The organism is Tenacibaculum ascidiaceicola (genome assembly GCF_047470925.1).
Taxonomy (GTDB): Bacteria; Bacteroidota; Bacteroidia; order Flavobacteriales; family Flavobacteriaceae; genus Polaribacter; species Polaribacter discolor.
Window position 1 is genome coordinate 103,336 of record NZ_JAZKJP010000011.1, and the last position, 19,065, is coordinate 122,400.

Consider the following 19,065-nt stretch of genomic DNA (forward strand, 5'->3'; position numbering starts at 1 on the left):
AGAACGATAAAACACCCTATAAAACATTGAGAATTTTGTTAGTTATACTAGTTAACATCTCATACCCATTAAAAAACATAACAAAAAGAGTATAAAACATAAAAAAGTACGAGCATATAGCTCGTACTTTTTACGTTATAAAATTTTGTTTGAAACATCAAACACTACTGTTGCCTGTTACATAACAGTAGTGTTTGGTGTTAAACAACAGTACTGTTATTACTTAAGCAACAGTAAGACTAAATGTAGAATCACCTACCATAATATCTTTTAAAAAGCGTTCAGAGTTTCCTGTTGCCTGCGTTTTAACCCTAACACGATAGTTACCCGCAGCAAGAGCAGGAGCTTGACCAATAATCTTCTTATTACTCTTTTAAAAGTTAAGAAAATCAATATAACCTCTAACAAAGCTTTAATTATGGAAGCCATTTTGTATAGCCCCTAACATAATAGCAAAGCCTACGGAAACCCTCAAAGTTTTGTGCTTTAAGGAGGATAAGTTTGCAGTAATATTAATAAAAAAATAAAAAATGAGAAAAGTGTTTATTGTATCGGTAATACTATTAGCTATTGTTTCGTGTTCTTCCCCTCTTGATAAAAAGTTTAATGAAGAAAGAGCAGCAGAAGACATCAAGGCGGTTCAATCAGAAATTGATTCAACTGAATTTGGAATGTTGATGGGATCAATGTTAAGGTTAAAACTAGAAGGAGAAAAAGTAGAAGGCTTAACCTACAGAGAAATTTTAGAAAAAGGGAAAAGATGGAAAGAAAAAGAAGAAGAACTAGAGAAAGAGCAGAAACTCTTAGCAGAGAAAGCAAAAAAAGAAGAGTTAGAAAGGATTAATAGATTATCAGAAAGTGTAGTGATTTCTTGTTTTGAAAAGGGATTTTATAAGTACAAATATGAAGATTATATTACGTATAAGTTTGTAATTCAAAATAAATCGAGCAAAAATATAAGAGCAGTAAAGGGGAGCCTTATTTTTTCAAATTTATTTGATGAAGAAATAAAAACGATAAACTTGGTTTATGATAAAGTGCTTACAGCAGATACTACCGTTAATTATGAAGCACAAACAGATTACAACCAGTTTAGTGATAGTGATAAAGCTCTTAAAAACAAAGAGCTAAAGGACATGAAAGTAAAGTGGAAACCTGAGAAAATAATTTTTGAAGACGGAACAACTTTAGAGTAAATCATTAACCCTACGGATTCCCGTAGGGTTTTGTGTTTTTATAAAGGTAGGTTTGTAATGATATTAACAAAAAAATATAGATATGGCTGTAAAGCACACACCAACAAATGAGGTTCATAAAGGAAGTAAAGGAGGAACTACAGGATGCGGTTTTGATACAACAGAGCACCCAGAACATTGGGTAAGTACTAGTGATAGAATTACTTGTGATAAAAATGGTTGTAAAAACTAGGAATCAAATTTTAAACAGAGAGTTATGGAATAAAATAATACCCTTTACACCGTCTATTGATAGAAATAAAGGAAACTCAGCAAAAGTAGCACAACAATTAGAAGCTATTATTAGTAATTACAACGATCAAGGTTGGCGATATGTTCGACTTGAGAGTGTGGAAACTCATGTTCTCCCTGATTCAGGTTGTTTTGGAATAGGTTCTCAACCAGGATATACAGCATACAGACAAATGATTGTTTTTAGTAAAGAATAATGAAACATTTGTTACTTCTTTCTATAAAGGCGTATTGGAAGTTTAAACCAAAGGATAAGCCAGCACGCTGTATATTTAGAAAATCCTGTTCACATTATGTATATGAAGAAACAAAAAGAAAAGGACTGTTAACAGGAATAAAAGCATTAAAATATCGGTTTAACAATTGTACTTATGGTTATGAACTGTATTTAAACCCGATTAGTGAGAAAAAACAGATGTTGCTAAAGAATGGAGAAGTACTAGAAGAAGAGGAAATAGCAAAGCGACTATTATATTGATTAAACCCTACGGATTTCCGTAGGGTTTTCTGTTTTATAGAAATTAGATTTGATATAATAAACTTAATCCCTTCAATATTATGAATCAGAAATATGAAAAAGTATTACTAATTACATCATTATTAATAGTAATAGTTGCTACGGTAGTTGTAACGAAGAAAAACAATTCTAAAGAAAATTTATATAACAAAGCTTTAGTAGGCTGTTATGTTCCACCTAAAGCTAGGTGTACAGGCTCTGTAAACTGTAGAGCATGTAAAAACTGTAAGTATTGCAAATACTGTAACAGCGGAGGCTCTTGCGGAGTTTGCGGAAAAAGAAGTAGTACAAAAAGCTATACCAACTCTTATAAAAGCTATTCAAAGAAGCCACAAACCAAACAAACTATTTTTGACGGACGCACTACAAAAAGAACCTCTTCTTTAGAAGAACCTTATTATCTAAAAACATTATTGGTAAACAAAAACCTTTTAAATTTAAGAAGTGGCCCAAGTACTTCTTATTATGTAATTCAACAATTAGACTTTGGAGAAAAACTAACCATATTAGCCACTCAAGCAAAATGGATTAAAGTAAAAGTACAAAGAACAAAAGTAACAGGGTTTGTTCATGTTAGTGGTGTTCTTTTGGTGGAATAAAAGAAAGCTTAGATGTGGGTTTCCGTAGAGTTTTCTGTATTAGAGAGTATAGTTTTGATGTAATACTAATTAAAAATATACAAAATGGGAAACCCAAAATTTGAAATCAAAAAGAGAACAGATAATGAATTCATGTTTAATCTGAAAGCAGGAAATGGAGAAGTAATTTTAACCAGTGAAGGCTACGCTAGTAAACAAGGATGTAAAAATGGAATAAGTTCTGTAAAAACGAATGCACCTGATGACGATAATTATGAAAGAAAAGTAGCTTCAAATGGACAATATTACTTTACACTAAAGGCGCAAAATGGAGAAGTTATAGGCAAAAGTGAAATGTACACGACCACTTCAGCAAGAGATAAAGGAATTGAATCAGTTAAAAAAAATGCACCAATAGCCTCTGTAGAAGAGTAATTATAAACAAAACAAAAAAGAGTATTTAGAAGCCTTACGGAAATCCGTAAGGTTTTGTTTTTGAGTAGGTTTAGCTTTGGGGTATAACCAAACTAAAACATAATGATAAAAAGATTACAAATTGTAGGTCTCTTTTTTATTTCAGTATTATTAACAGAATGTTCTACTGATACGGATGGAATAGAAGAGCAAGAAACAAAAACAGAATGGAAGTGTGGGGTTCATAATGGAAAGCAATTATGGACAGGACCCAAAGGAGGATGCTATTATAAGAATAGTAATGGAAATAAAACATATGTAGACAGATCAGAATGTAATTGTTAAATGAGCTATGAGTACAAGAGCATTAAAAGTATTCAATTACAACCTGTTTTTATCAAGGTTTATTTATGGTTTAATCATTATAAATATAATCTGTTTAGTACTAGAGTCTTTTAAAACTTTAAGAGTTAACTATACACAGTTCTTTCAGTTTATAGAAGGATTCTCTATTCTGGTTTTTTCAATAGAATTTATAACAAGAATTGTAATTGCAGAAAAGCAAAATAATAAAGGATGGAGTTCTTACGTTTTTTCTGGTTACGGGATTTTAGACTTACTGTCAATATTACCCTTTTATTTACCACTAATTTTTCCGTTTGATTTACGAGTATTAAGAGTATTAAGGCTGTTAAGGTTAGTACGAATATTTAAACTAGGTAGGTATTCAAAATCCTTTAAAACGATTAATTTAATACTAAAAGAAACCAAGCCAGAACTCTTAATAACAGCCTTTATAGCATTGATATTAGTAATGCTCTCATCTACCTTAATTTTTTATGCAGAAAACGAAGCACAACCCGATAAGTTTTCAAGTATTATAGAAGCCTTTTGGTGGTCGTTAGGAACGCTTACCACTGTAGGAGTAGCAGATATGTACCCCGTAACTCCCTTAGGAAAATTCTTTAGCGCTTTAATAGGAGTTATAGGAATTGGCTTTGTGGCATTGCCTACAGGAATTATAAGTTCAGCTTTAATAGATAAAGTAAAAGAAGAAAAGAGTAATTGTAGTAACTGCCCTAATTGTGGGGTAAGAATAGATAAGAACTAATGGGATTTCAATTTTACAGACGAATAAAACTAGGAAAAGGTTTTGGACTGAATATTAGTAAATCGGGCATTTCTCCAAGCTTACGAACTAAAATAGGAGCAGTAAGTTCCAAAGGGTACTCTATAAGAACTGGTGTAAAAGGGTTGCAGTATAGAAAAAGACACTCTAAAAAAGAAGGAATAGGCTGCCTAGGAATTGTCTTTGCTATAGTTAGTGTTTTTGTAGCACTGTTAATAAAAAGAAAGTAAATATACTCGTAGTTAAACTTTAATCAAATGAAAGTAGGAATACAAAAAACAGTAAATATTATTTGTGCCATAGCATTGTTTTTAGCAGTAACAGCACTACCAATAGAATATTACAATGTTTTAAGAATAGTAGTTTTTGCAGGGTGCTTATTGATAGTTTTTAATCAGAAAATAAAGAAGTATTGGAGGTTATTATTTATACCAATAGCATTATTATTTAACCCCATATTTCCCATCTATTTATATGTAAAATCATATTGGGTTCTTTTAGATGTTCTCTGTGGAATCTTATTTCTACTGCTCGTATTTTATGGGTATAGCTCAAGCATAAAAAAACAACGAACAATAAAAAAACAAGTGTCTAAAAATAAAGACATGTATAATGTTAAATATTAAAAAAATGAATGAAATAACTACCGAACTTAAAAGTCACTTTTTAAGACTATATGAAATGGCTTTTGCTGACAATGATTTTGATGTGTTAGAAACACAAATGCTATACAAATTTGCAGAAGAGAGAAATATATCTAAACAAGAGTTAGATAATATTTTACTATCAAGCCAACAAGAAAGCTTAGTACCCGAAAGCTTAGAGCTTAAAGTTGAATACTTATATGATTTAGCAGTAATGATTTGGGCAGATGGAAAAGTAACAGAAGATGAAATGATAACTCTAAAAAAGTATTGTTTAAAGTTCGGGTTTTTGGAAGAGAACCTAGAAGAATTGACCAGTTTTTTGATAGAGAATGCAAAAAAACATACTCCTAAAACAACATTGTTAAAACAACTAACCTAATCAACTAAAAAATATGGAAGCCTTAAAAAAAATATTTACTACAAGGGAGAAAGACCCAGTAGAAGAAGTAGTAGTAAAGGAAGAAAAAAAAGATGTTAAACTAACTTTTTTCGAAAGTGGTTATGGATCATCAAAGCAAGCCTCTGGGAATCATAAAGTCTTTAGAGCTTGTTTAAACGATGTTTATATGGACTATAAAAGAAAATGTGCAGAAGATGAAGAGCTACAAAAAAAACTAAAACAACCACATATTCAAGAGAAAGGAAGAGAAGGCATAGAACTTAAAAAAAGACAAACAGCCAAAGCAATCTTAGAAGAAAGTATAAAAACTGATGAAGAAAAGATTGAAGAGTGCGAACATCAAATAGTTGAAGTTAGAGAAAATCCAGAGAAGTATGTAGAAGAAGTAGATAAAAAGCCAAAAGCCCAATTTTATTTAGGGTTAATAGTACTTATACCAATTACATTTTACCTATTAGTATTTTATATATCAGCCTCTTTTTCAGCTTTTTTTAAAGATTTTGAAAGTGATGAGTTGTCTGCTGCTATTTTTGACGGGAAATCATTTTCTAAAGCCTTAGAACATGGAGTCTTAGAAGCAGTTTTTGTAGCTACCATACCATTTGCTTTTATGGGGTTAGGGTATTTAATACATATGTTTCAAAAACATAAAAACTGGCTGTCTTATGTAAAAATAGGAGCACTATTTATTATCACTTTTATATTCGATGCCATATTAGCCTATTTAATAGAGATGCAAATTTATAATTATAATAAAACACCAGATTCACCAGAGTTCGATTTGTCAATAGCCTTTAGTAAAGTGGAGTTTTGGGGAATCATCTTTGCAGGCTTTGTCGTATATATAATTTGGGGACTGGTGTTTGATTTTATTATGAAGGAATATGAGAACATTGATAAAATAAAAGCCTTCATAAGAAGTAAAAGAGAAACCATTGTTAACCTACAAAAATCAATAGCTGAAGCCATAGAAAAATTAAACGGTGTAAAAGAAGAAATCTCAGGAATAGAAGCAAGAATAGCTAATTTACAAAGAACAATTGATGGCTTTGTGTTTCCTAACAAGCGTTACTTAACCTACCATGCAGAATATGTAAAAGGATGGTATTTAGCTATAACAGACAATTTTTTAGATTTAAAAAGAAGAGATGAATTGCTTTCTAAATGTGATGAGGTAGAAAAAGAACATTTGTCTAAATACGATTTAACAGACGAAAACACGGAAGGAATAATTTATAAATCTCAACTAAAATAACGAAAAATGAAAGCATATAAACTTATAATAGTAACTCTATGTATTATACTTACCTACTCTTGTTCAAATAAAAAAGAGAAAGATCCAATAGCAGAAGTATCAAAAGAAGTAAGAAGTACAAGTAAAATAAAGAGTAAAGAAAATTTAAATATTAGTATAGTATTAGACTTGTCAGATAGAATAAACCCAAAGAAGTATCCAGAACCTTCAATGGAGTTTTATCAAAGAGATTTAGGTTACATCGAATCCGTTGCGAAGACTTTTGAAAATCATATTAGAGGGAAGAGAACAAATAAAATTAATGATAAAATACAGTTGTTTGTTGAACCAGCACCTTCAGATAGCGAGTTAAATCAGAAAATAGCAACACTCAAAACACAATTTGATAAAACCAATGCAACCAAAGACGAAATTCTAAAAACCTCAAAGAAGTATACAGAAATATGTAATAATATTTATGAAACCGCAATTACAGATGACAGTTATGTTGGATCAGATATAAGAGGTTTTTTTAAAAATAAACTACAAGATTATTGTGTGGAAGAAGGATATAAGAATGTGGTAGTAGTTTTAACAGATGGTTATGTGTACCATAAAGACAATCTTACAAAAGAACAAAACAGAACATCTTATTTAGTTCCAAAAACAATAAGAAATTTTAAGCTAAACAAAGGTAATTGGAAAGAGAAGTTTCAATCAAAAGATTACGGTTTTTTACCTTTACATAAAAATTTAGAAAATGTAGAAGTATTAGTTTTGGGAGTAAATCCGAATAAAAAGAACCCCTATGAAGAAGATGTAATAAAAGAATATTGGAAAAAATGGTTAACTGAAATGAATGTTAAGAAATTTCAAATAAAAAGAGCCGATTTACCAATTCATATAAATGATGTTATCAACGATTTTATCCTTAGTAACTAAACTATGTATCTAAAAACAATACTATTATTTTTATTAATAACTTTAACAGGAGTAAAAGTACCAAAAGAATTTAGTGCAAGAGTAATTGGAGTAGTAGACGGAGATACAGTAAAGGTACTATATCAAAACAAACCAATACATATAAGGTTAGAGCATATTGATTGTCCAGAAAAAGGACAAGCTTATAGCACGAAAGCAAAACAATTTGTATCCAACAAAATATTTGGAAAAACAGTTAAAGTAGTCAACAAGGGGAAGTGGCATTGGAACCGTTTAATTGCTGAAATATATTTTGATAACCATCAAAATATCAACAAAAACTTAGTGAAAAAAGGATTGGCAATGCACTTTAAAAAATATTCAAAAAGTAAAGAATATGCCCTGTTAGAAAGGAAAGCAAAACAACTTAAAATAGGTATGTGGTCATTACCTAATGTAACCACACCCTGGCAATATAGAAAACAACCAAACTAAATAACAAATGAAAAAAGTCATAATAGTGCTACTATCAGTAGGTGTGTTAGTGGCATTTCAAAAAGTAGAAGACAAAAAAGTGTATATCTGTAGTAGTGTAGCAAGCACAAAATATCACTTCAAAAAAAACTGTAGAGGATTGTCGCAATGCAAAGCAACAATAAAGGAAAGTACAGAGAAAAAAGTAAGGCGATATGGAAGATTACTCTGTAAATGGGAAAAGAAAGCATTAAAAAAGAAATAAAACGAACTCTGTTGATAACTATATTAACAGAGTTTTTTATTTTTTCTAGCGAAGTACTATTTTAGCACAGACTTCAATTCACACGATTTTTTATGACGCAAGAAACACAATATACCGAAGACAATATACGCTCGCTCGATTGGAAAGAACATATCCGTATGCGACCTGGGATGTATATTGGTAAACTGGGAGATGGATCATCGCCAGACGACGGAATTTACATTTTGGTTAAAGAGGTTTTAGATAACTCCATTGACGAATTTGTCATGGGAGGAGGTAAGACCATAGAAGTTTCTGTACAAGGAAATAAAGTAATCGTTCGAGATTATGGACGTGGTATTCCACTAGGAAAAGTAGTGGACGTAGTTTCTAAAATGAACACAGGAGGAAAGTACGACTCTAAAGCCTTTAAAAAATCAGTAGGATTAAACGGAGTAGGTACCAAAGCAGTAAATGCATTATCAACCTACTTTAGAGTAGAATCGAATCGTGATGGTAAATCAGCTTCAGCAGAATTTGAAAAAGGGAATTTAACCAATCAAGAATTATTAGATGAAACATCACGTCGTAGAGGTACTAAAGTAACCTTTATAGCAGATGAGACCATTTTTAAAAATTACAAGTACCGTCCTGAATACATTTCTAAACTATTAAAAAACTATGTATACCTTAATCCAGGGTTAACCATCGTTTTTAACGGAGAAAAATTTTATTCAGAAAACGGATTAAAAGACTTATTGGAAGACAACAACAACAAAGAAGACATGTTGTATCCAATAATTCATTTACGAGGAGATGATATTGAAGTAGCAATTACGCACAGTAGAACACAATATTCAGAAGAATACCATTCGTTTGTAAACGGACAAAATACTACACAAGGAGGAACACACTTAAATGCCTTTAGAGAAGCAGTAGTAAAAACAGTTCGAGAGTTTTTTGGAAAGAATTTCGATGCCTCTGATGTTCGAAAATCAATCATTGCAGCAATCTCAATCAAAGTAATGGAACCCGTTTTTGAAAGTCAAACAAAAACGAAACTAGGTTCTACCGAAATGGGAGGAGATTTACCAACCGTTCGAACCTACATCAACGACTTCGTAAAAACACAGTTAGATAATTACCTACATAAAAACACTGAAGTAGCTGACAAACTTCAAAAGAAGATATTACAGGCGGAAAAAGAGCGTAAAGAATTATCGGGAATACGAAAATTAGCTCGTGAACGCGCAAAAAAAGCAAGTTTACACAACAAAAAACTACGCGATTGTCGTATACATTTTGGAGACACTAAAAAAGATGGATATTTAGATACTACCTTGTTTATTACGGAGGGAGATTCGGCAAGTGGATCCATAACAAAATCACGTAACGTAAACACACAAGCAGTATTTAGTTTAAAAGGAAAACCATTAAACTCGTACGGGTTATCTAAAAAGATAGTGTACGAGAATGAAGAGTTTAACTTATTACAAGCAGCCTTAAATATTGAAGACGGACTGGAAGACTTGCGTTATAACAATATCGTAATTGCTACCGATGCCGATGTGGACGGTATGCATATTCGCTTATTATTAATAACATTTTTCTTACAATTCTTTCCAGAAGTAATCAAAGAAGGACATTTGTATATTTTAGAAACTCCGTTATTTAGAGTACGAAATAAAAAAGAAACCATTTATTGTTATTCAGAAGAAGAAAAGCAAGCTGCGATAAACAAACTAAGAGGAAAGCCAGAAATTACTCGATTTAAGGGGTTAGGGGAGATTTCTCCTAACGAATTTGTCCATTTTATAGGAGATGATATTCGTTTAGACCCAGTAATGTTAGACAAAGAAATGTCGATAGAACAAATGTTAGAATTCTATATGGGTAAAAATACTCCAGACAGACAAAAGTTTATCATTAACAATTTAAAGGTTGAGTTAGATATTGTAGAAGAAGTTTAAAATGAAAAAGTTAAGAATAGTAATTTTAATTGCGGCATTAATACTAATGATTGTAAATGTTTTATCAATCGACTTGGGTAAGTTAACTAATTTAGAGGTTAATTTAAGTCCATATTTAGGTGCTTTATCAATGATGTTAGTAGGATTATCAATGTTATTATCAATTAAATCGTCTAAAAAAACAATAGATAAATAGATAGCTTGTAATTCAGGATAAGAATAAAGGAATGGATAGAAATAGAAGAGGAAGAATATATTTAATAATAGCATCTACAATTTTTTTTGTCAACGTATTTAACGTAGATTTTGACAATTTAAGTTGGGAGGCAAATAGTTCATCCTATATCAATATGATAGTTGCAGCCTTAGTTTGGATAGCTATTTTTTTACTAATCAAAAAGAAACAAACCAACTCTTAAACGAATAAACGTTTAAACATTCATACATGAGTGAAGAAAATAACAATTACGAACACGACGAAGAACTAAATCAACCTCTAGAAAATACAGAAACCATAACCAAGGTTACGGGAATGTATAAAGAATGGTTTTTAGATTATGCTTCATATGTAATTTTAGAGCGTGCAGTACCATCAATGGAAGATGGGTTTAAACCCGTGCAACGTCGTATTATGCATTCAATGAAAGATTTAGATGATGGACGCTATAACAAAGTAGCAAACATTGTTGGTCACACAATGCAGTATCACCCTCATGGAGACGCTTCAATTGCTGATGCCATGGTGCAAATGGGACAAAAGGAGCTGCTAATCGACATGCAAGGTAACTGGGGTAATATTTTAACAGGAGACCGTGCAGCAGCCTCTCGTTATATTGAAGCACGTTTATCAAAATTTGCGTTAGATGTTGTTTTCAATGCTAAAACTACCGAGTGGCAAGCATCGTATGATGGACGTAAAAAAGAACCTGTAAACTTACCTGTAAAATTCCCTTTATTGTTAGCACAAGGTGCAGAAGGTATTGCGGTAGGATTATCAACAAAAATATTACCACACAACTTTAACGAGTTAATAGATGCTTCTGTAAAATACTTAAAAGGAAGAAGTTTTACACTTGTACCCGATTTTTTAACTGGTGGAATAGCAGATGTTACCAACTATAATGAAGGGAAACGAGGAGGAAAAGTAAGAGTAAGAGCAAAAATATCAGCTTTAGACAAAAAAACATTAGTAATTACTGAAGTTCCTTTTGGTACAACTACATCATCGTTAATTGATAGTATTTTAAAAGCCAATGAAAAGGGGAAAATTAAGATTAAACGTATTGAAGATAACACAGCAGCCAATGTTGAAATCTTAGTGCACTTACCAGCTAATGTATCACCAGATAAAACAATTGATGCATTATATGCTTTTACCAGTTGTGAAAATTCAATTTCTCCGTTATGTTGTATCATTGAAGACAACAAGCCAGTATTTATTGGAGTAAACGAAGTGTTGAAAAAATCAACAGATTTTACGGTAGAGTTACTAAAACGTGAATTAGAAATTCAATTACACGAATTAGAAGAACAATGGCATTTTGCTTCTTTAGAACGTATTTTTATTGAAAACAGAATTTATCGTGACATTGAAGAAGTAGAAACCTGGGAAGGAGTAATTGAAGCAATTGATAAAGGACTAAAACCTCATACAAAACACCTAAAAAGAGAAGTAACCGAAGAAGATATTGTTCGTTTAACAGAAATAAGAATTAAGAAAATCTCTAAGTTTGATATTGATAAAGCAAAACAATTTATTGAAGGTTTAGAAGAAAAAATAGCAGAGGTTAAAAATTATTTAGACAACCTAATTGATTTTGCAATTGACTATTTTAAAGATCTAAAAGCAAAATACGGAAAAGGAAAAGAGCGTAAAACAGAAATCCGCATTTTTGATGATATCGTTGCTACCAAAGTAGTAATGCGTAACTCAAAACTTTATGTAAATAGAGAAGAAGGGTTTATAGGAACATCTTTACGAAAAGACGAATACGTTACCGATTGTGCCGATATTGACGATGTTATAGTGTTTAGAGATAATGGCTCAATGGTAGTGACAAAAGTAGATTCTAAAACCTTCGTAGGGAAAGGAATTATTCATGTTGCTATATTCAAGAAAAAAGATAAGCGTACAGTTTATAATATGATTTATCGTGATGGAGCAAAAGGACCTTCATACATGAAGCGTTTTAATGTAACGTCAGTGACTAGAGATAAGGAGTATAACCTAGCTAATGGAGACCCAAAATCAAAAGTATTGTATTTCACAGCCAACTCTAACGGAGAAGCTGAGGTAGTAACTATTTTACTCAGAGCTGTAGGAAGTGTTAAAAAACTAAAATGGGATATTGATTTTGCTGATTTAGCAATAAAAGGACGTAGCGTTAGAGGTAACTTAGTAACCAAGTACTCAATTAAAAAAGTAGAGTTTAAAGAAGCGGGAGTTTCAACTTTAAAACCTAGAAAAATTTGGTTTGACGACACGGTACAACGTTTAAATGTTGATGGTAGAGGAGAGCTGTTAGGAGAGTTTAAAGCAGAAGATAAAATTTTAATAGCAACCCAATCAGGAAAAATCAAAGCAGTATCGCCAGATTTAGCGATGCACTTTGAAAATGATATGATTGTGTTAGAAAAGTGGAAACCTCAAAAACCTATTTCAGCAATTTATTTTGATGGCGTAAAAGAACGTTATTTTGTTAAACGATTCTTAGTTGAAACACCAGATAAGGAAGAGCTTTTTATATCAGAAGATGAGAAATCAAAGTTAGAAATAATAGCTACAGATTATCGTCCTATGGCTGAGGTAATTTTCTCAAAAAGAAGTTTAGATAAAATTGAAGTTAATTTTGAAGATTTTATAGCAGTTAAAGGGATTAAAGCCCAAGGAAATCAATTAACAACAGACAAAATAAGAACCGTAAACTTATTAGAATCGTTACCTTATGAAGAACCAGAAGAGGAAAAAGTAGAGGATATTGAGGTAAACGATGAAGAAGAAATTAAAGAGGAAGCATTACCTTTGGAAGTAGAAGATGTTAAACCTAAAGATAAAGAGTTTGTAGAATCTAAAGAAGATAAGGCAAAAAAGGCATTAGAGAGAGCACTTCAAAAGAAGAAGAAAGATAAAGATGACGAAAGTCAAACAGCGTTATTTTAATGGATAAGTTTTTACCATACCGCTTTAATTTAGATACCTTTTTTGGTGTTTTAGGATACATTGTAGTTGTATTTTTAGTGTCTTGGATTATTTCAAGATTGGTAAGAGCTATTATTTGGCAACTGATAAAAAGTAAAAAAGAAGATCGTTTTGGAAGAACAAGTATTCAGTTTTTGCGAAACTCAGTATCGTTTGTAATAGGGCTTTTAAGTGTTGTTTATTTAATTATGACGGTGCCTGCTTTTAGAAGTAAAGCAACGTTAATTTTTTCTGGGGCTGGTATTTTAGCAGCCATTATAGGTTTTGCTGCACAAGCAGCTCTATCTAACTTAATAGCAGGGGCTTTTATTGTTATATTCCGCCCGTTTAGAGTAGGAGACTATATTAAGTTGGATGACACACGAGTGGGTATTGTTGAAGATATAACGTTGAGACATACCGTGATAAATAACTTTGAAAACAAACGTTTAATAATACCTAACTCGGTAATAAGTACAGATTCTATTTTAAATCATACCATAGAAGACTCTCATGTATTGAGTTTTAATAACTTCAAAATAGGATTAAAAGCAGATATTGATTTAGCTAGGAGAATAATACAAGAAGAAGCTATTAAGTTACCAACTGTTATTGATTATCGTACACCAGATCAAGTGATGAGTGATATACACCAAGTAGATGTTCGTGTTATTGATGTGTACCCAGATCATATTCATATGCGAGCCTATGTATGGTTAAATGAACCATTCCAAGAGTTCAAAACCAAATGTGCTTTAAAAGAAGCAGTACATAAGCGTTTTCTTGAAGAGGGAGTGGACTTACCGATACCAATCAACATAAATGAAATAATAAAAAGAGCAAACTAGGTTTGCTCTTTTTATTTAATATACTTCAAAAGTTATAAATAAGTTTTTTTCGGAAGGATTAGGAACCTCTGAAATTAACCCATAAATACCTTTATTTACTATTGCAGTAAAATAAGCTTTATTACCAGTAGGCATATCATTAACCCCACCTAAAAAAGTAACATCAGAAGGCGCAGGTTCAATTAGCCCTTTAGGATCAGCCCAATTCATCCAATTTTCTAAGTTCTTAAGATTAGTTTTACTTTGTAGTTTTACTAAGTTAATATCATGCCCAACAAAACTTTCATACGTAATTTGATCTTTAAAGTATACAGAGAAAGTGCGTTTTCCAGCAAAAACTGAATCTTTTAAAACAATACCATCAGTACTAGAGATCGTTATGTTAGCATCTGCTTTGGGGTCAGAATTTCCAGAGTCATTATCAGAAACAACAACATCTTTAACCATTCCCATAGAAGTATGAAATACTCCATTACTCATTTTTACATAGCACTCAAGCATATAATTCCCGGGGTTTAAATAAAGTGTAGTTTCTCCTGTGTTTTCTGGAGAAAGTAATCCGCTACCACCTAAAAAAACAACTTCACTAAACCATTCAGGTAAATTAGCAAACTCAGCAAACCCTTCTTTTGTTTTACCTTCATTAATAAGCTTCATAGCCTCATCAAAAACAGGTGCTACATATTCTTTAGCATCCTTAGAATTTTTTCCTTCAGGGTATTTGTCAATAAGAAAAAAGTGTGTTTGTGGAGATTTATTGATGTAACGAAACGTATTCCAACCGGAAGTTATGGTATCAGGCATTTGAAAATCCATACTTTCTGTAATAATTTCAATTACCTTTTTCTTCTTAATAACTTCTTTTTTGGTTTCAGTAATATTATCAGTTTGTTTCTTCTCTTTTTTACAAGATTGAAAGATTAAAAACGAACAACATATAATTATGAGAGCTAGAGTCTCTTTTAGGAAAGTTTTCATATAGAAAAGAGTTTAGTTAGTAATTCTATCTTAAAACAAGGGAAGTAAAAGAGAGGAAGTATTATTATTTAGCTAATAATATTACAAAAGTAAAAAATACTTTAGAGAAAAGTATAGGTAAATAACTGATTTTTAAATAATTGAATTATTAATTTGCTTTTTTGAATAAAAAACTTAGTCCTAATCTACTTAAGAACTTCTTTTCAAATTCCCAAAAGAACTTAAATTGACCAAAAAGCCATCCAACTAAAGGTAAAGTAGTCTGGTAAATAGGAAAAATAAGAGAAACCCTTAAAGGATAGTATAGCCAAGGGCTCATTGTTTGTGGAGATAAACCTAATAAGTTAGTAATAGGTTTAGCAACCCATGCGGCAAAAGAACCGTTTATTGCGAAAACTATAAAAATGGCTGCTAAAGCCCAATTGTTTTCTATGCCCCAACGTTGTTTTAGTTTCTCCATAAATACTAATATCGTGGCAAAAGTAGTTAAAAGAAAAAGGGCAAACAAATGTTTGCCCTTTGATTATATTATAAATGAAAAGTTATTTTTTTCCAAATACTCCGCCTAATAGCCCTCCTAAAAGTCCACCTGACTTTTGTTGACTACCACCAGCGTTTCCTAAAATCATTCCAGCTACATCATCAACAATGCTACCATCACCATCAGCATCTAATATTTGTTCTAAGAAACTTTGTTCTTTTTGAGCAGAATTACCACCAAGTAAACCTCCTAAAAGTCCACTTAAATCACTCGAATTATTTATGTTTTCTTGACGGGATTGCTTACCTAATAATCCCATTAAAATTGGAGCTGCAGTTTTTAAGATATCAGCAACAGCACCAGAATCCATTCCAGCTTTTTGTCCAATAACTTTTTCCACTCCTTGTTGTTTGTTTCCTAAAACATGACCTAAAATTTTATTACCATCTTGTAAAACATCAGAGTTAACTCCACCATTAAATAAATCTCCTAAATTATCTAAGATTCCACCATCATGCTTATTTAATGCACTTTTTAAACTTTCAGCACCTTGAGGTGTAGCAGCATTTCGTTGCATTGCTTTCATTAAAACAGGTAGTGCCATCGTTAAAACACTACTAGTTTTATTAGTATCTTGTCCTGTAGAGCCAGCAACACCAGATATTATTGCCTTTCCGGTATCACTATTTAATAAATCTAAAATTCCAGTCATCTTTTTATTTTAATATGGTTAGTACTTAGTATCTAATTTATGGGACACAATATACGAACTCAAGGTCACTTTTTTTTAAATAATTCTTTATACCTTACGGCCAGAAAAAAATTAATAGATTAATATATTATATGAAGAAACTTGCACTACACTGGCAAATTTTAATAGGAATGGTTTTAGGTATTTTATTTGGGTTAGGAATGACCTTTGTAGATAATGGAGCGACATTCGTATCTGATTGGATAAAGCCTTTAGGAACTATTTTCGTAAAATTATTAAAGCTAATAGCAGTACCACTAATTATTGCTTCTCTTGTAAAAGGTATATCTGACTTAAAAGACATTTCAAAATTTAAAAATATTGGTTTACGTACTATATTAATATATATAGGTACAACAGTAATAGCTATAACAATAGGATTACTATTAGTAAATGTTGTACAGCCTGGAGATGGTATTTCAGAAGATACCATAGCAAAATTAACGGCAGATTATGCAAATAGTGAAGGTGTACAAGCTAAAATAGCTGAGGCTAGTAAGCAAAAAGAGAGTGGTCCGCTTCAATTTTTAGAAGACATGGTTCCTGATAATGCTATGCAGGCGATGAGTAACAATAAAGCAATGTTGCAAGTAATTTTCTTTACTATTTTCTTAGGTATATCAATGTTGTTGGTGGGTGAGAAAAATGCAAAACCATTAAAAAATTTCTTTGATTCATTAAATGAAGTCGTGTTAAAAATGGTAGATTTAATAATGTTAACAGCTCCTTACGCAGTGTTTGCATTATTAGCAAATGTTGTGGTTTCTTCAAATGATCCAGATTTATTATTAGCGTTGCTAAAATATGGATTAACAGTCATAGGAGGATTATTATTAATGGTAGCACTTTACATGGTTTTAATAAGTGTATTTACGAAGAAAAACCCATTATGGTTTTTAAAGCAAATAAGCCCAGCACAGTTATTAGCATTTTCAACCAGTTCAAGTGCGGCAACATTACCTGTTACGATGGAGCGAGTAGAGGAGCATATTGGAGTTGATAAAGAAGTATCGAGTTTTGTGTTACCTGTGGGAGCTACCATTAATATGGATGGTACTAGTTTATATCAAGCTGTAGCTGCTGTATTTATATCACAAGCTTTAGGTTTCGATTTAACTTTTGGAGATCAGCTAACAATTATTTTAACAGCTTTGTTGGCATCAATAGGATCAGCAGCAGTACCAGGAGCAGGTATGGTAATGTTAGTAATTGTATTAGAATCAGTTGGCTTTCCAGCAGATAAACTAGCAATAGGTTTAGCATTGATTTTTGCGGTTGATAGACCGTTAGATATGTGTAGAACAGTCATCAACGTAACTGGTGATGCAACAGTGTCTACTTTAGTAGCTAAATCTGTAGGGAAGTTAGGAAAACCACATCCACATGAATGGGATGAACATTATGATGAAGTAAAATAAACTTGTTGTATGCTTACAGTAAAATCACCTATAGTTTCTGTTGATTGGTTACACGATAATTTAAGTGTAAATAACTTAATAATTCTTGATGCAACTATTCAGAAAGTAGGGACAAAATTAGATAATAAAAAAGAAAAACAGCAGATTCAAAATGCTGTTTTCTTTGATTTAAAGAATATCTTTTTAGATGTTGAAGGAGAATATCCTAATACAGTTCCGTCAGAGAAACATTTTGAAAATGAGGTTCAAAAATTAGGAATAAATAATGATAGCTGTGTTGTTGTTTATGACGATTTAGGAGTGTATTCAGCACCAAGAGTTTGGTGGTTGTTTAAAATATTTGGGTTTACTAATATTACGGTTTTAAACGGAGGTTTACCAGCTTGGAAAGATGCTGGTTATATAGTCGAGTTAAAAAAAGAAAGAAAACCCTTAGTAGGAAACTTCAAAACGAATCTTAATAAGGAAAAAATAAGTGTTACGGAGGAAGTGTTAAAAGCTTCTCGAGGTAATAAGGTTATATTGGATGCTCGCTCTAAAGGAAGGTTTTATGCTACGGAGCCAGAGCCAAGAAAAGACTTAAGAGGAGGTCATATACCAAATTCTAAAAGTTTGCCTTATGCAGAATTGCAATTAGAAGGGAAGATGAAATCGAAAGAAGAACTTCAAAAAATATTTTCAGATATGAATCCGAATAAAGAAGAAATGATTTTTTCATGTGGTTCGGGAATTACGGCATGTATTTTAGCTTTAGGAGCAGAAGAGTCAGGAAATACTAACTATAGTGTATATGATGGTTCTTGGACAGAGTGGGCTAGTAGATTAGAGTTACCAGTAGAGAAATAATTAAAAGAGATAAAAAGAAGCTTTTATTAGTGTTGTTTATAAGTGGTTTAAAATAAATAAGTTATATTTTCTTAGTTTGCTTTAAAAAAATGTTTAAGTTAGTAGCTTAAACTAATTTTTTATGAAAAAAACTACTCTTTTATTTTTGTTTCTATTTATAAGTGCAATTAGCTTTTCTCAAAGAACCTACTGGTTAGGAGAGTTTAAAAGTGGTGCGAAAATTTATTTAGCTTTAATTAAGAATGATAAAAATCATGGCTTGCATGTAAGAATGTATAGTACCCATAATAATAGAGCTGTTTTGATTCGTGCTGATAAAAAGAAAAATTCAGAAACCTATAATATGCAAAAGAAATATGGAGGTTGGTCTGATAAAAATTATCTGGCATTTTCTAATCTCTTAGGAGAGAGGAAAGGTTATCTTGTTATGAATGGGAAGCCGTTGAGTATAAAAAAGATTAGTAGAAGTGAAATTCCGGAATATATAAAAGGTTCACGAACAGAATATAAAAGAACATATGTCACAAATTAAAAAAAGCATCTACTTATA

At 31.6% G+C, this 19,065-nt stretch carries 26 protein-coding genes; 23 read left to right on the forward strand and 3 right to left on the reverse strand.

Annotated features, from left to right (window positions below):
* The first annotated feature begins 530 nt into the window (after window positions 1-530).
* From VBY68_RS11685 to VBY68_RS11780, 20 genes are all read left to right on the forward strand, one after another.
* Window positions 531-1,196 carry a hypothetical protein gene (locus tag VBY68_RS11685; protein WP_415269838.1) on the forward strand — a complete coding sequence of 222 codons (666 nt, stop codon included), beginning with the start codon at window positions 531-533 and terminating at the stop codon, window positions 1,194-1,196.
* Between the two features lie 82 nt (window positions 1,197-1,278).
* A complete protein-coding gene (locus VBY68_RS11690) occupies window positions 1,279-1,428 on the forward strand; it encodes a hypothetical protein (RefSeq protein ID WP_170141641.1) in 150 nt (49 codons plus the stop codon).
* Window positions 1,412-1,684: a hypothetical protein gene (locus VBY68_RS11695; protein WP_415269839.1), complete on the forward strand. Its 273-nt coding sequence runs from the start codon at window positions 1,412-1,414 to the stop codon at window positions 1,682-1,684. Before VBY68_RS11690 ends, VBY68_RS11695 begins: the two co-directional genes overlap by 17 nt.
* Window positions 1,684-1,965, forward strand: a complete 282-nt coding sequence (yidD, locus tag VBY68_RS11700) for a membrane protein insertion efficiency factor YidD (RefSeq protein ID WP_415269840.1) — start codon at window positions 1,684-1,686, stop codon at window positions 1,963-1,965. The genes VBY68_RS11695 and yidD overlap by 1 nt, the downstream gene beginning before the upstream one ends.
* Window positions 1,966-2,045: 80 nt before the next feature.
* Window positions 2,046-2,603 (forward strand): SH3 domain-containing protein, encoded by a 558-nt coding sequence (locus VBY68_RS11705; RefSeq protein WP_415269841.1) that lies wholly within the window; start codon window positions 2,046-2,048, stop codon window positions 2,601-2,603.
* Window positions 2,604-2,687: 84 nt separating this feature from the next.
* A complete protein-coding gene (locus tag VBY68_RS11710; RefSeq protein WP_415269842.1) occupies window positions 2,688-3,017 on the forward strand; it encodes a YegP family protein in 330 nt (109 codons plus the stop codon).
* A gap of 102 nt (window positions 3,018-3,119) precedes the next feature.
* Window positions 3,120-3,341, forward strand: a complete 222-nt coding sequence (locus VBY68_RS11715) for a hypothetical protein (protein WP_099216606.1) — start codon at window positions 3,120-3,122, stop codon at window positions 3,339-3,341.
* Window positions 3,342-3,348: 7 nt separating this feature from the next.
* Window positions 3,349-4,107 carry an ion transporter gene (locus tag VBY68_RS11720; protein WP_415269843.1) on the forward strand — a complete coding sequence of 253 codons (759 nt, stop codon included), beginning with the start codon at window positions 3,349-3,351 and terminating at the stop codon, window positions 4,105-4,107.
* Window positions 4,107-4,355, forward strand: a complete 249-nt coding sequence (locus tag VBY68_RS11725) for a DUF4236 domain-containing protein (protein ID WP_099216608.1) — start codon at window positions 4,107-4,109, stop codon at window positions 4,353-4,355. The genes VBY68_RS11720 and VBY68_RS11725 overlap by 1 nt, the downstream gene beginning before the upstream one ends.
* A gap of 27 nt (window positions 4,356-4,382) precedes the next feature.
* Complete coding sequence (locus VBY68_RS11730; RefSeq protein ID WP_415269844.1) at window positions 4,383-4,751, forward strand: DUF6804 family protein; 369 nt, start codon at window positions 4,383-4,385, stop codon at window positions 4,749-4,751.
* A gap of 4 nt (window positions 4,752-4,755) precedes the next feature.
* The gene (locus VBY68_RS11735) at window positions 4,756-5,151 is read left to right on the forward strand and encodes a hypothetical protein (protein WP_099216671.1); all 396 of its coding nucleotides are present in this window, start codon (window positions 4,756-4,758) and stop codon (window positions 5,149-5,151) included.
* 13 nt (window positions 5,152-5,164) lie between these two features.
* Entirely contained in the window at window positions 5,165-6,427 is a 1,263-nt protein-coding gene (locus VBY68_RS11740) for an ABC transporter permease (protein ID WP_415269845.1), read from the forward strand.
* A 6-nt stretch (window positions 6,428-6,433) separates the two neighbouring features.
* Window positions 6,434-7,348, forward strand: coding sequence for a hypothetical protein (locus tag VBY68_RS11745; protein ID WP_415269846.1), 915 nt, complete (start codon window positions 6,434-6,436; stop codon window positions 7,346-7,348).
* 3 nt (window positions 7,349-7,351) lie between these two features.
* Window positions 7,352-7,822 carry a thermonuclease family protein gene (locus VBY68_RS11750; RefSeq protein WP_415269847.1) on the forward strand — a complete coding sequence of 157 codons (471 nt, stop codon included), beginning with the start codon at window positions 7,352-7,354 and terminating at the stop codon, window positions 7,820-7,822.
* Between the two features lie 7 nt (window positions 7,823-7,829).
* Window positions 7,830-8,066, forward strand: a complete 237-nt coding sequence (locus VBY68_RS11755; RefSeq protein ID WP_415269848.1) for a hypothetical protein — start codon at window positions 7,830-7,832, stop codon at window positions 8,064-8,066.
* A 92-nt stretch (window positions 8,067-8,158) separates the two neighbouring features.
* Window positions 8,159-10,015 (forward strand): DNA topoisomerase IV subunit B, encoded by a 1,857-nt coding sequence (locus VBY68_RS11760; RefSeq protein ID WP_099216613.1) that lies wholly within the window; start codon window positions 8,159-8,161, stop codon window positions 10,013-10,015.
* Between the two features lies 1 nt (window position 10,016).
* Window positions 10,017-10,211, forward strand: coding sequence for a hypothetical protein (locus tag VBY68_RS11765; protein WP_408027625.1), 195 nt, complete (start codon window positions 10,017-10,019; stop codon window positions 10,209-10,211).
* Window positions 10,212-10,242: 31 nt separating this feature from the next.
* Entirely contained in the window at window positions 10,243-10,434 is a 192-nt protein-coding gene (locus tag VBY68_RS11770) for a hypothetical protein (protein ID WP_415269849.1), read from the forward strand.
* A gap of 26 nt (window positions 10,435-10,460) precedes the next feature.
* The gene (locus VBY68_RS11775; protein WP_415269850.1) at window positions 10,461-13,175 is read left to right on the forward strand and encodes a DNA gyrase/topoisomerase IV subunit A; all 2,715 of its coding nucleotides are present in this window, start codon (window positions 10,461-10,463) and stop codon (window positions 13,173-13,175) included.
* Window positions 13,175-14,041 carry a mechanosensitive ion channel family protein gene (locus VBY68_RS11780; RefSeq protein ID WP_124589870.1) on the forward strand — a complete coding sequence of 289 codons (867 nt, stop codon included), beginning with the start codon at window positions 13,175-13,177 and terminating at the stop codon, window positions 14,039-14,041. The genes VBY68_RS11775 and VBY68_RS11780 overlap by 1 nt, the downstream gene beginning before the upstream one ends.
* 15 nt (window positions 14,042-14,056) lie before the next feature.
* Here VBY68_RS11780 and VBY68_RS11785 read toward each other — a convergent pair whose 3' ends face one another.
* The 3 genes from VBY68_RS11785 to VBY68_RS11795 form a co-directional block, all read right to left on the reverse strand.
* Window positions 14,057-15,019, reverse strand: coding sequence for a hypothetical protein (locus tag VBY68_RS11785; RefSeq protein ID WP_415269851.1), 963 nt, complete (start codon window positions 15,017-15,019; stop codon window positions 14,057-14,059).
* A gap of 148 nt (window positions 15,020-15,167) precedes the next feature.
* Window positions 15,168-15,479, reverse strand: coding sequence for a DUF6787 family protein (locus tag VBY68_RS11790; protein ID WP_099216618.1), 312 nt, complete (start codon window positions 15,477-15,479; stop codon window positions 15,168-15,170).
* 82 nt (window positions 15,480-15,561) lie between these two features.
* Window positions 15,562-16,212: a DUF937 domain-containing protein gene (locus VBY68_RS11795; RefSeq protein WP_099216619.1), complete on the reverse strand. Its 651-nt coding sequence runs from the start codon at window positions 16,210-16,212 to the stop codon at window positions 15,562-15,564.
* A gap of 131 nt (window positions 16,213-16,343) precedes the next feature.
* Here VBY68_RS11795 and VBY68_RS11800 point away from each other — a divergent pair, with 131 nt between their 5' ends.
* The 3 genes from VBY68_RS11800 to VBY68_RS11810 all read left to right on the forward strand — a co-directional run bounded on the left by VBY68_RS11800 (window position 16,344) and on the right by VBY68_RS11810 (window position 19,047).
* Window positions 16,344-17,669, forward strand: coding sequence for a dicarboxylate/amino acid:cation symporter (locus VBY68_RS11800; RefSeq protein ID WP_099216620.1), 1,326 nt, complete (start codon window positions 16,344-16,346; stop codon window positions 17,667-17,669).
* A gap of 9 nt (window positions 17,670-17,678) precedes the next feature.
* Window positions 17,679-18,515, forward strand: a complete 837-nt coding sequence (locus VBY68_RS11805; RefSeq protein ID WP_415269852.1) for a sulfurtransferase — start codon at window positions 17,679-17,681, stop codon at window positions 18,513-18,515.
* A 121-nt stretch (window positions 18,516-18,636) separates the two neighbouring features.
* Window positions 18,637-19,047, forward strand: a complete 411-nt coding sequence (locus tag VBY68_RS11810; RefSeq protein ID WP_415269853.1) for a hypothetical protein — start codon at window positions 18,637-18,639, stop codon at window positions 19,045-19,047.
* Window positions 19,048-19,065 lie beyond the last annotated feature (18 nt).

What these genes read in the sequence shown, in the direction of transcription:
- VBY68_RS11685 (WP_415269838.1), top strand. Translation starts at nt 531, where the DNA reads ATGAGAAAAGTGTTTATTGTATCGGTAATACTATTAGCTATTGTTTCG.
- VBY68_RS11690 (WP_170141641.1), top strand. Translation starts at nt 1,279, where the DNA reads ATGGCTGTAAAGCACACACCAACAAATGAGGTTCATAAAGGAAGTAAA.
- VBY68_RS11695 (WP_415269839.1), top strand. Translation starts at nt 1,412, where the DNA reads ATGGTTGTAAAAACTAGGAATCAAATTTTAAACAGAGAGTTATGGAAT.
- yidD (WP_415269840.1), top strand. Translation starts at nt 1,684, where the DNA reads ATGAAACATTTGTTACTTCTTTCTATAAAGGCGTATTGGAAGTTTAAA.
- VBY68_RS11705 (WP_415269841.1), top strand. Translation starts at nt 2,046, where the DNA reads ATGAATCAGAAATATGAAAAAGTATTACTAATTACATCATTATTAATA.
- VBY68_RS11710 (WP_415269842.1), top strand. Translation starts at nt 2,688, where the DNA reads ATGGGAAACCCAAAATTTGAAATCAAAAAGAGAACAGATAATGAATTC.
- VBY68_RS11715 (WP_099216606.1), top strand. Translation starts at nt 3,120, where the DNA reads ATGATAAAAAGATTACAAATTGTAGGTCTCTTTTTTATTTCAGTATTA.
- VBY68_RS11720 (WP_415269843.1), top strand. Translation starts at nt 3,349, where the DNA reads ATGAGTACAAGAGCATTAAAAGTATTCAATTACAACCTGTTTTTATCA.
- VBY68_RS11725 (WP_099216608.1), top strand. Translation starts at nt 4,107, where the DNA reads ATGGGATTTCAATTTTACAGACGAATAAAACTAGGAAAAGGTTTTGGA.
- VBY68_RS11730 (WP_415269844.1), top strand. Translation starts at nt 4,383, where the DNA reads ATGAAAGTAGGAATACAAAAAACAGTAAATATTATTTGTGCCATAGCA.
- VBY68_RS11735 (WP_099216671.1), top strand. Translation starts at nt 4,756, where the DNA reads ATGAATGAAATAACTACCGAACTTAAAAGTCACTTTTTAAGACTATAT.
- VBY68_RS11740 (WP_415269845.1), top strand. Translation starts at nt 5,165, where the DNA reads ATGGAAGCCTTAAAAAAAATATTTACTACAAGGGAGAAAGACCCAGTA.
- VBY68_RS11745 (WP_415269846.1), top strand. Translation starts at nt 6,434, where the DNA reads ATGAAAGCATATAAACTTATAATAGTAACTCTATGTATTATACTTACC.
- VBY68_RS11750 (WP_415269847.1), top strand. Translation starts at nt 7,352, where the DNA reads ATGTATCTAAAAACAATACTATTATTTTTATTAATAACTTTAACAGGA.
- VBY68_RS11755 (WP_415269848.1), top strand. Translation starts at nt 7,830, where the DNA reads ATGAAAAAAGTCATAATAGTGCTACTATCAGTAGGTGTGTTAGTGGCA.
- VBY68_RS11760 (WP_099216613.1), top strand. Translation starts at nt 8,159, where the DNA reads ATGACGCAAGAAACACAATATACCGAAGACAATATACGCTCGCTCGAT.
- VBY68_RS11765 (WP_408027625.1), top strand. Translation starts at nt 10,017, where the DNA reads ATGAAAAAGTTAAGAATAGTAATTTTAATTGCGGCATTAATACTAATG.
- VBY68_RS11770 (WP_415269849.1), top strand. Translation starts at nt 10,243, where the DNA reads ATGGATAGAAATAGAAGAGGAAGAATATATTTAATAATAGCATCTACA.
- VBY68_RS11775 (WP_415269850.1), top strand. Translation starts at nt 10,461, where the DNA reads ATGAGTGAAGAAAATAACAATTACGAACACGACGAAGAACTAAATCAA.
- VBY68_RS11780 (WP_124589870.1), top strand. Translation starts at nt 13,175, where the DNA reads ATGGATAAGTTTTTACCATACCGCTTTAATTTAGATACCTTTTTTGGT.
- VBY68_RS11785 (WP_415269851.1), bottom strand. Translation starts at nt 15,019, where the DNA reads ATGAAAACTTTCCTAAAAGAGACTCTAGCTCTCATAATTATATGTTGT.
- VBY68_RS11790 (WP_099216618.1), bottom strand. Translation starts at nt 15,479, where the DNA reads ATGGAGAAACTAAAACAACGTTGGGGCATAGAAAACAATTGGGCTTTA.
- VBY68_RS11795 (WP_099216619.1), bottom strand. Translation starts at nt 16,212, where the DNA reads ATGACTGGAATTTTAGATTTATTAAATAGTGATACCGGAAAGGCAATA.
- VBY68_RS11800 (WP_099216620.1), top strand. Translation starts at nt 16,344, where the DNA reads ATGAAGAAACTTGCACTACACTGGCAAATTTTAATAGGAATGGTTTTA.
- VBY68_RS11805 (WP_415269852.1), top strand. Translation starts at nt 17,679, where the DNA reads ATGCTTACAGTAAAATCACCTATAGTTTCTGTTGATTGGTTACACGAT.
- VBY68_RS11810 (WP_415269853.1), top strand. Translation starts at nt 18,637, where the DNA reads ATGAAAAAAACTACTCTTTTATTTTTGTTTCTATTTATAAGTGCAATT.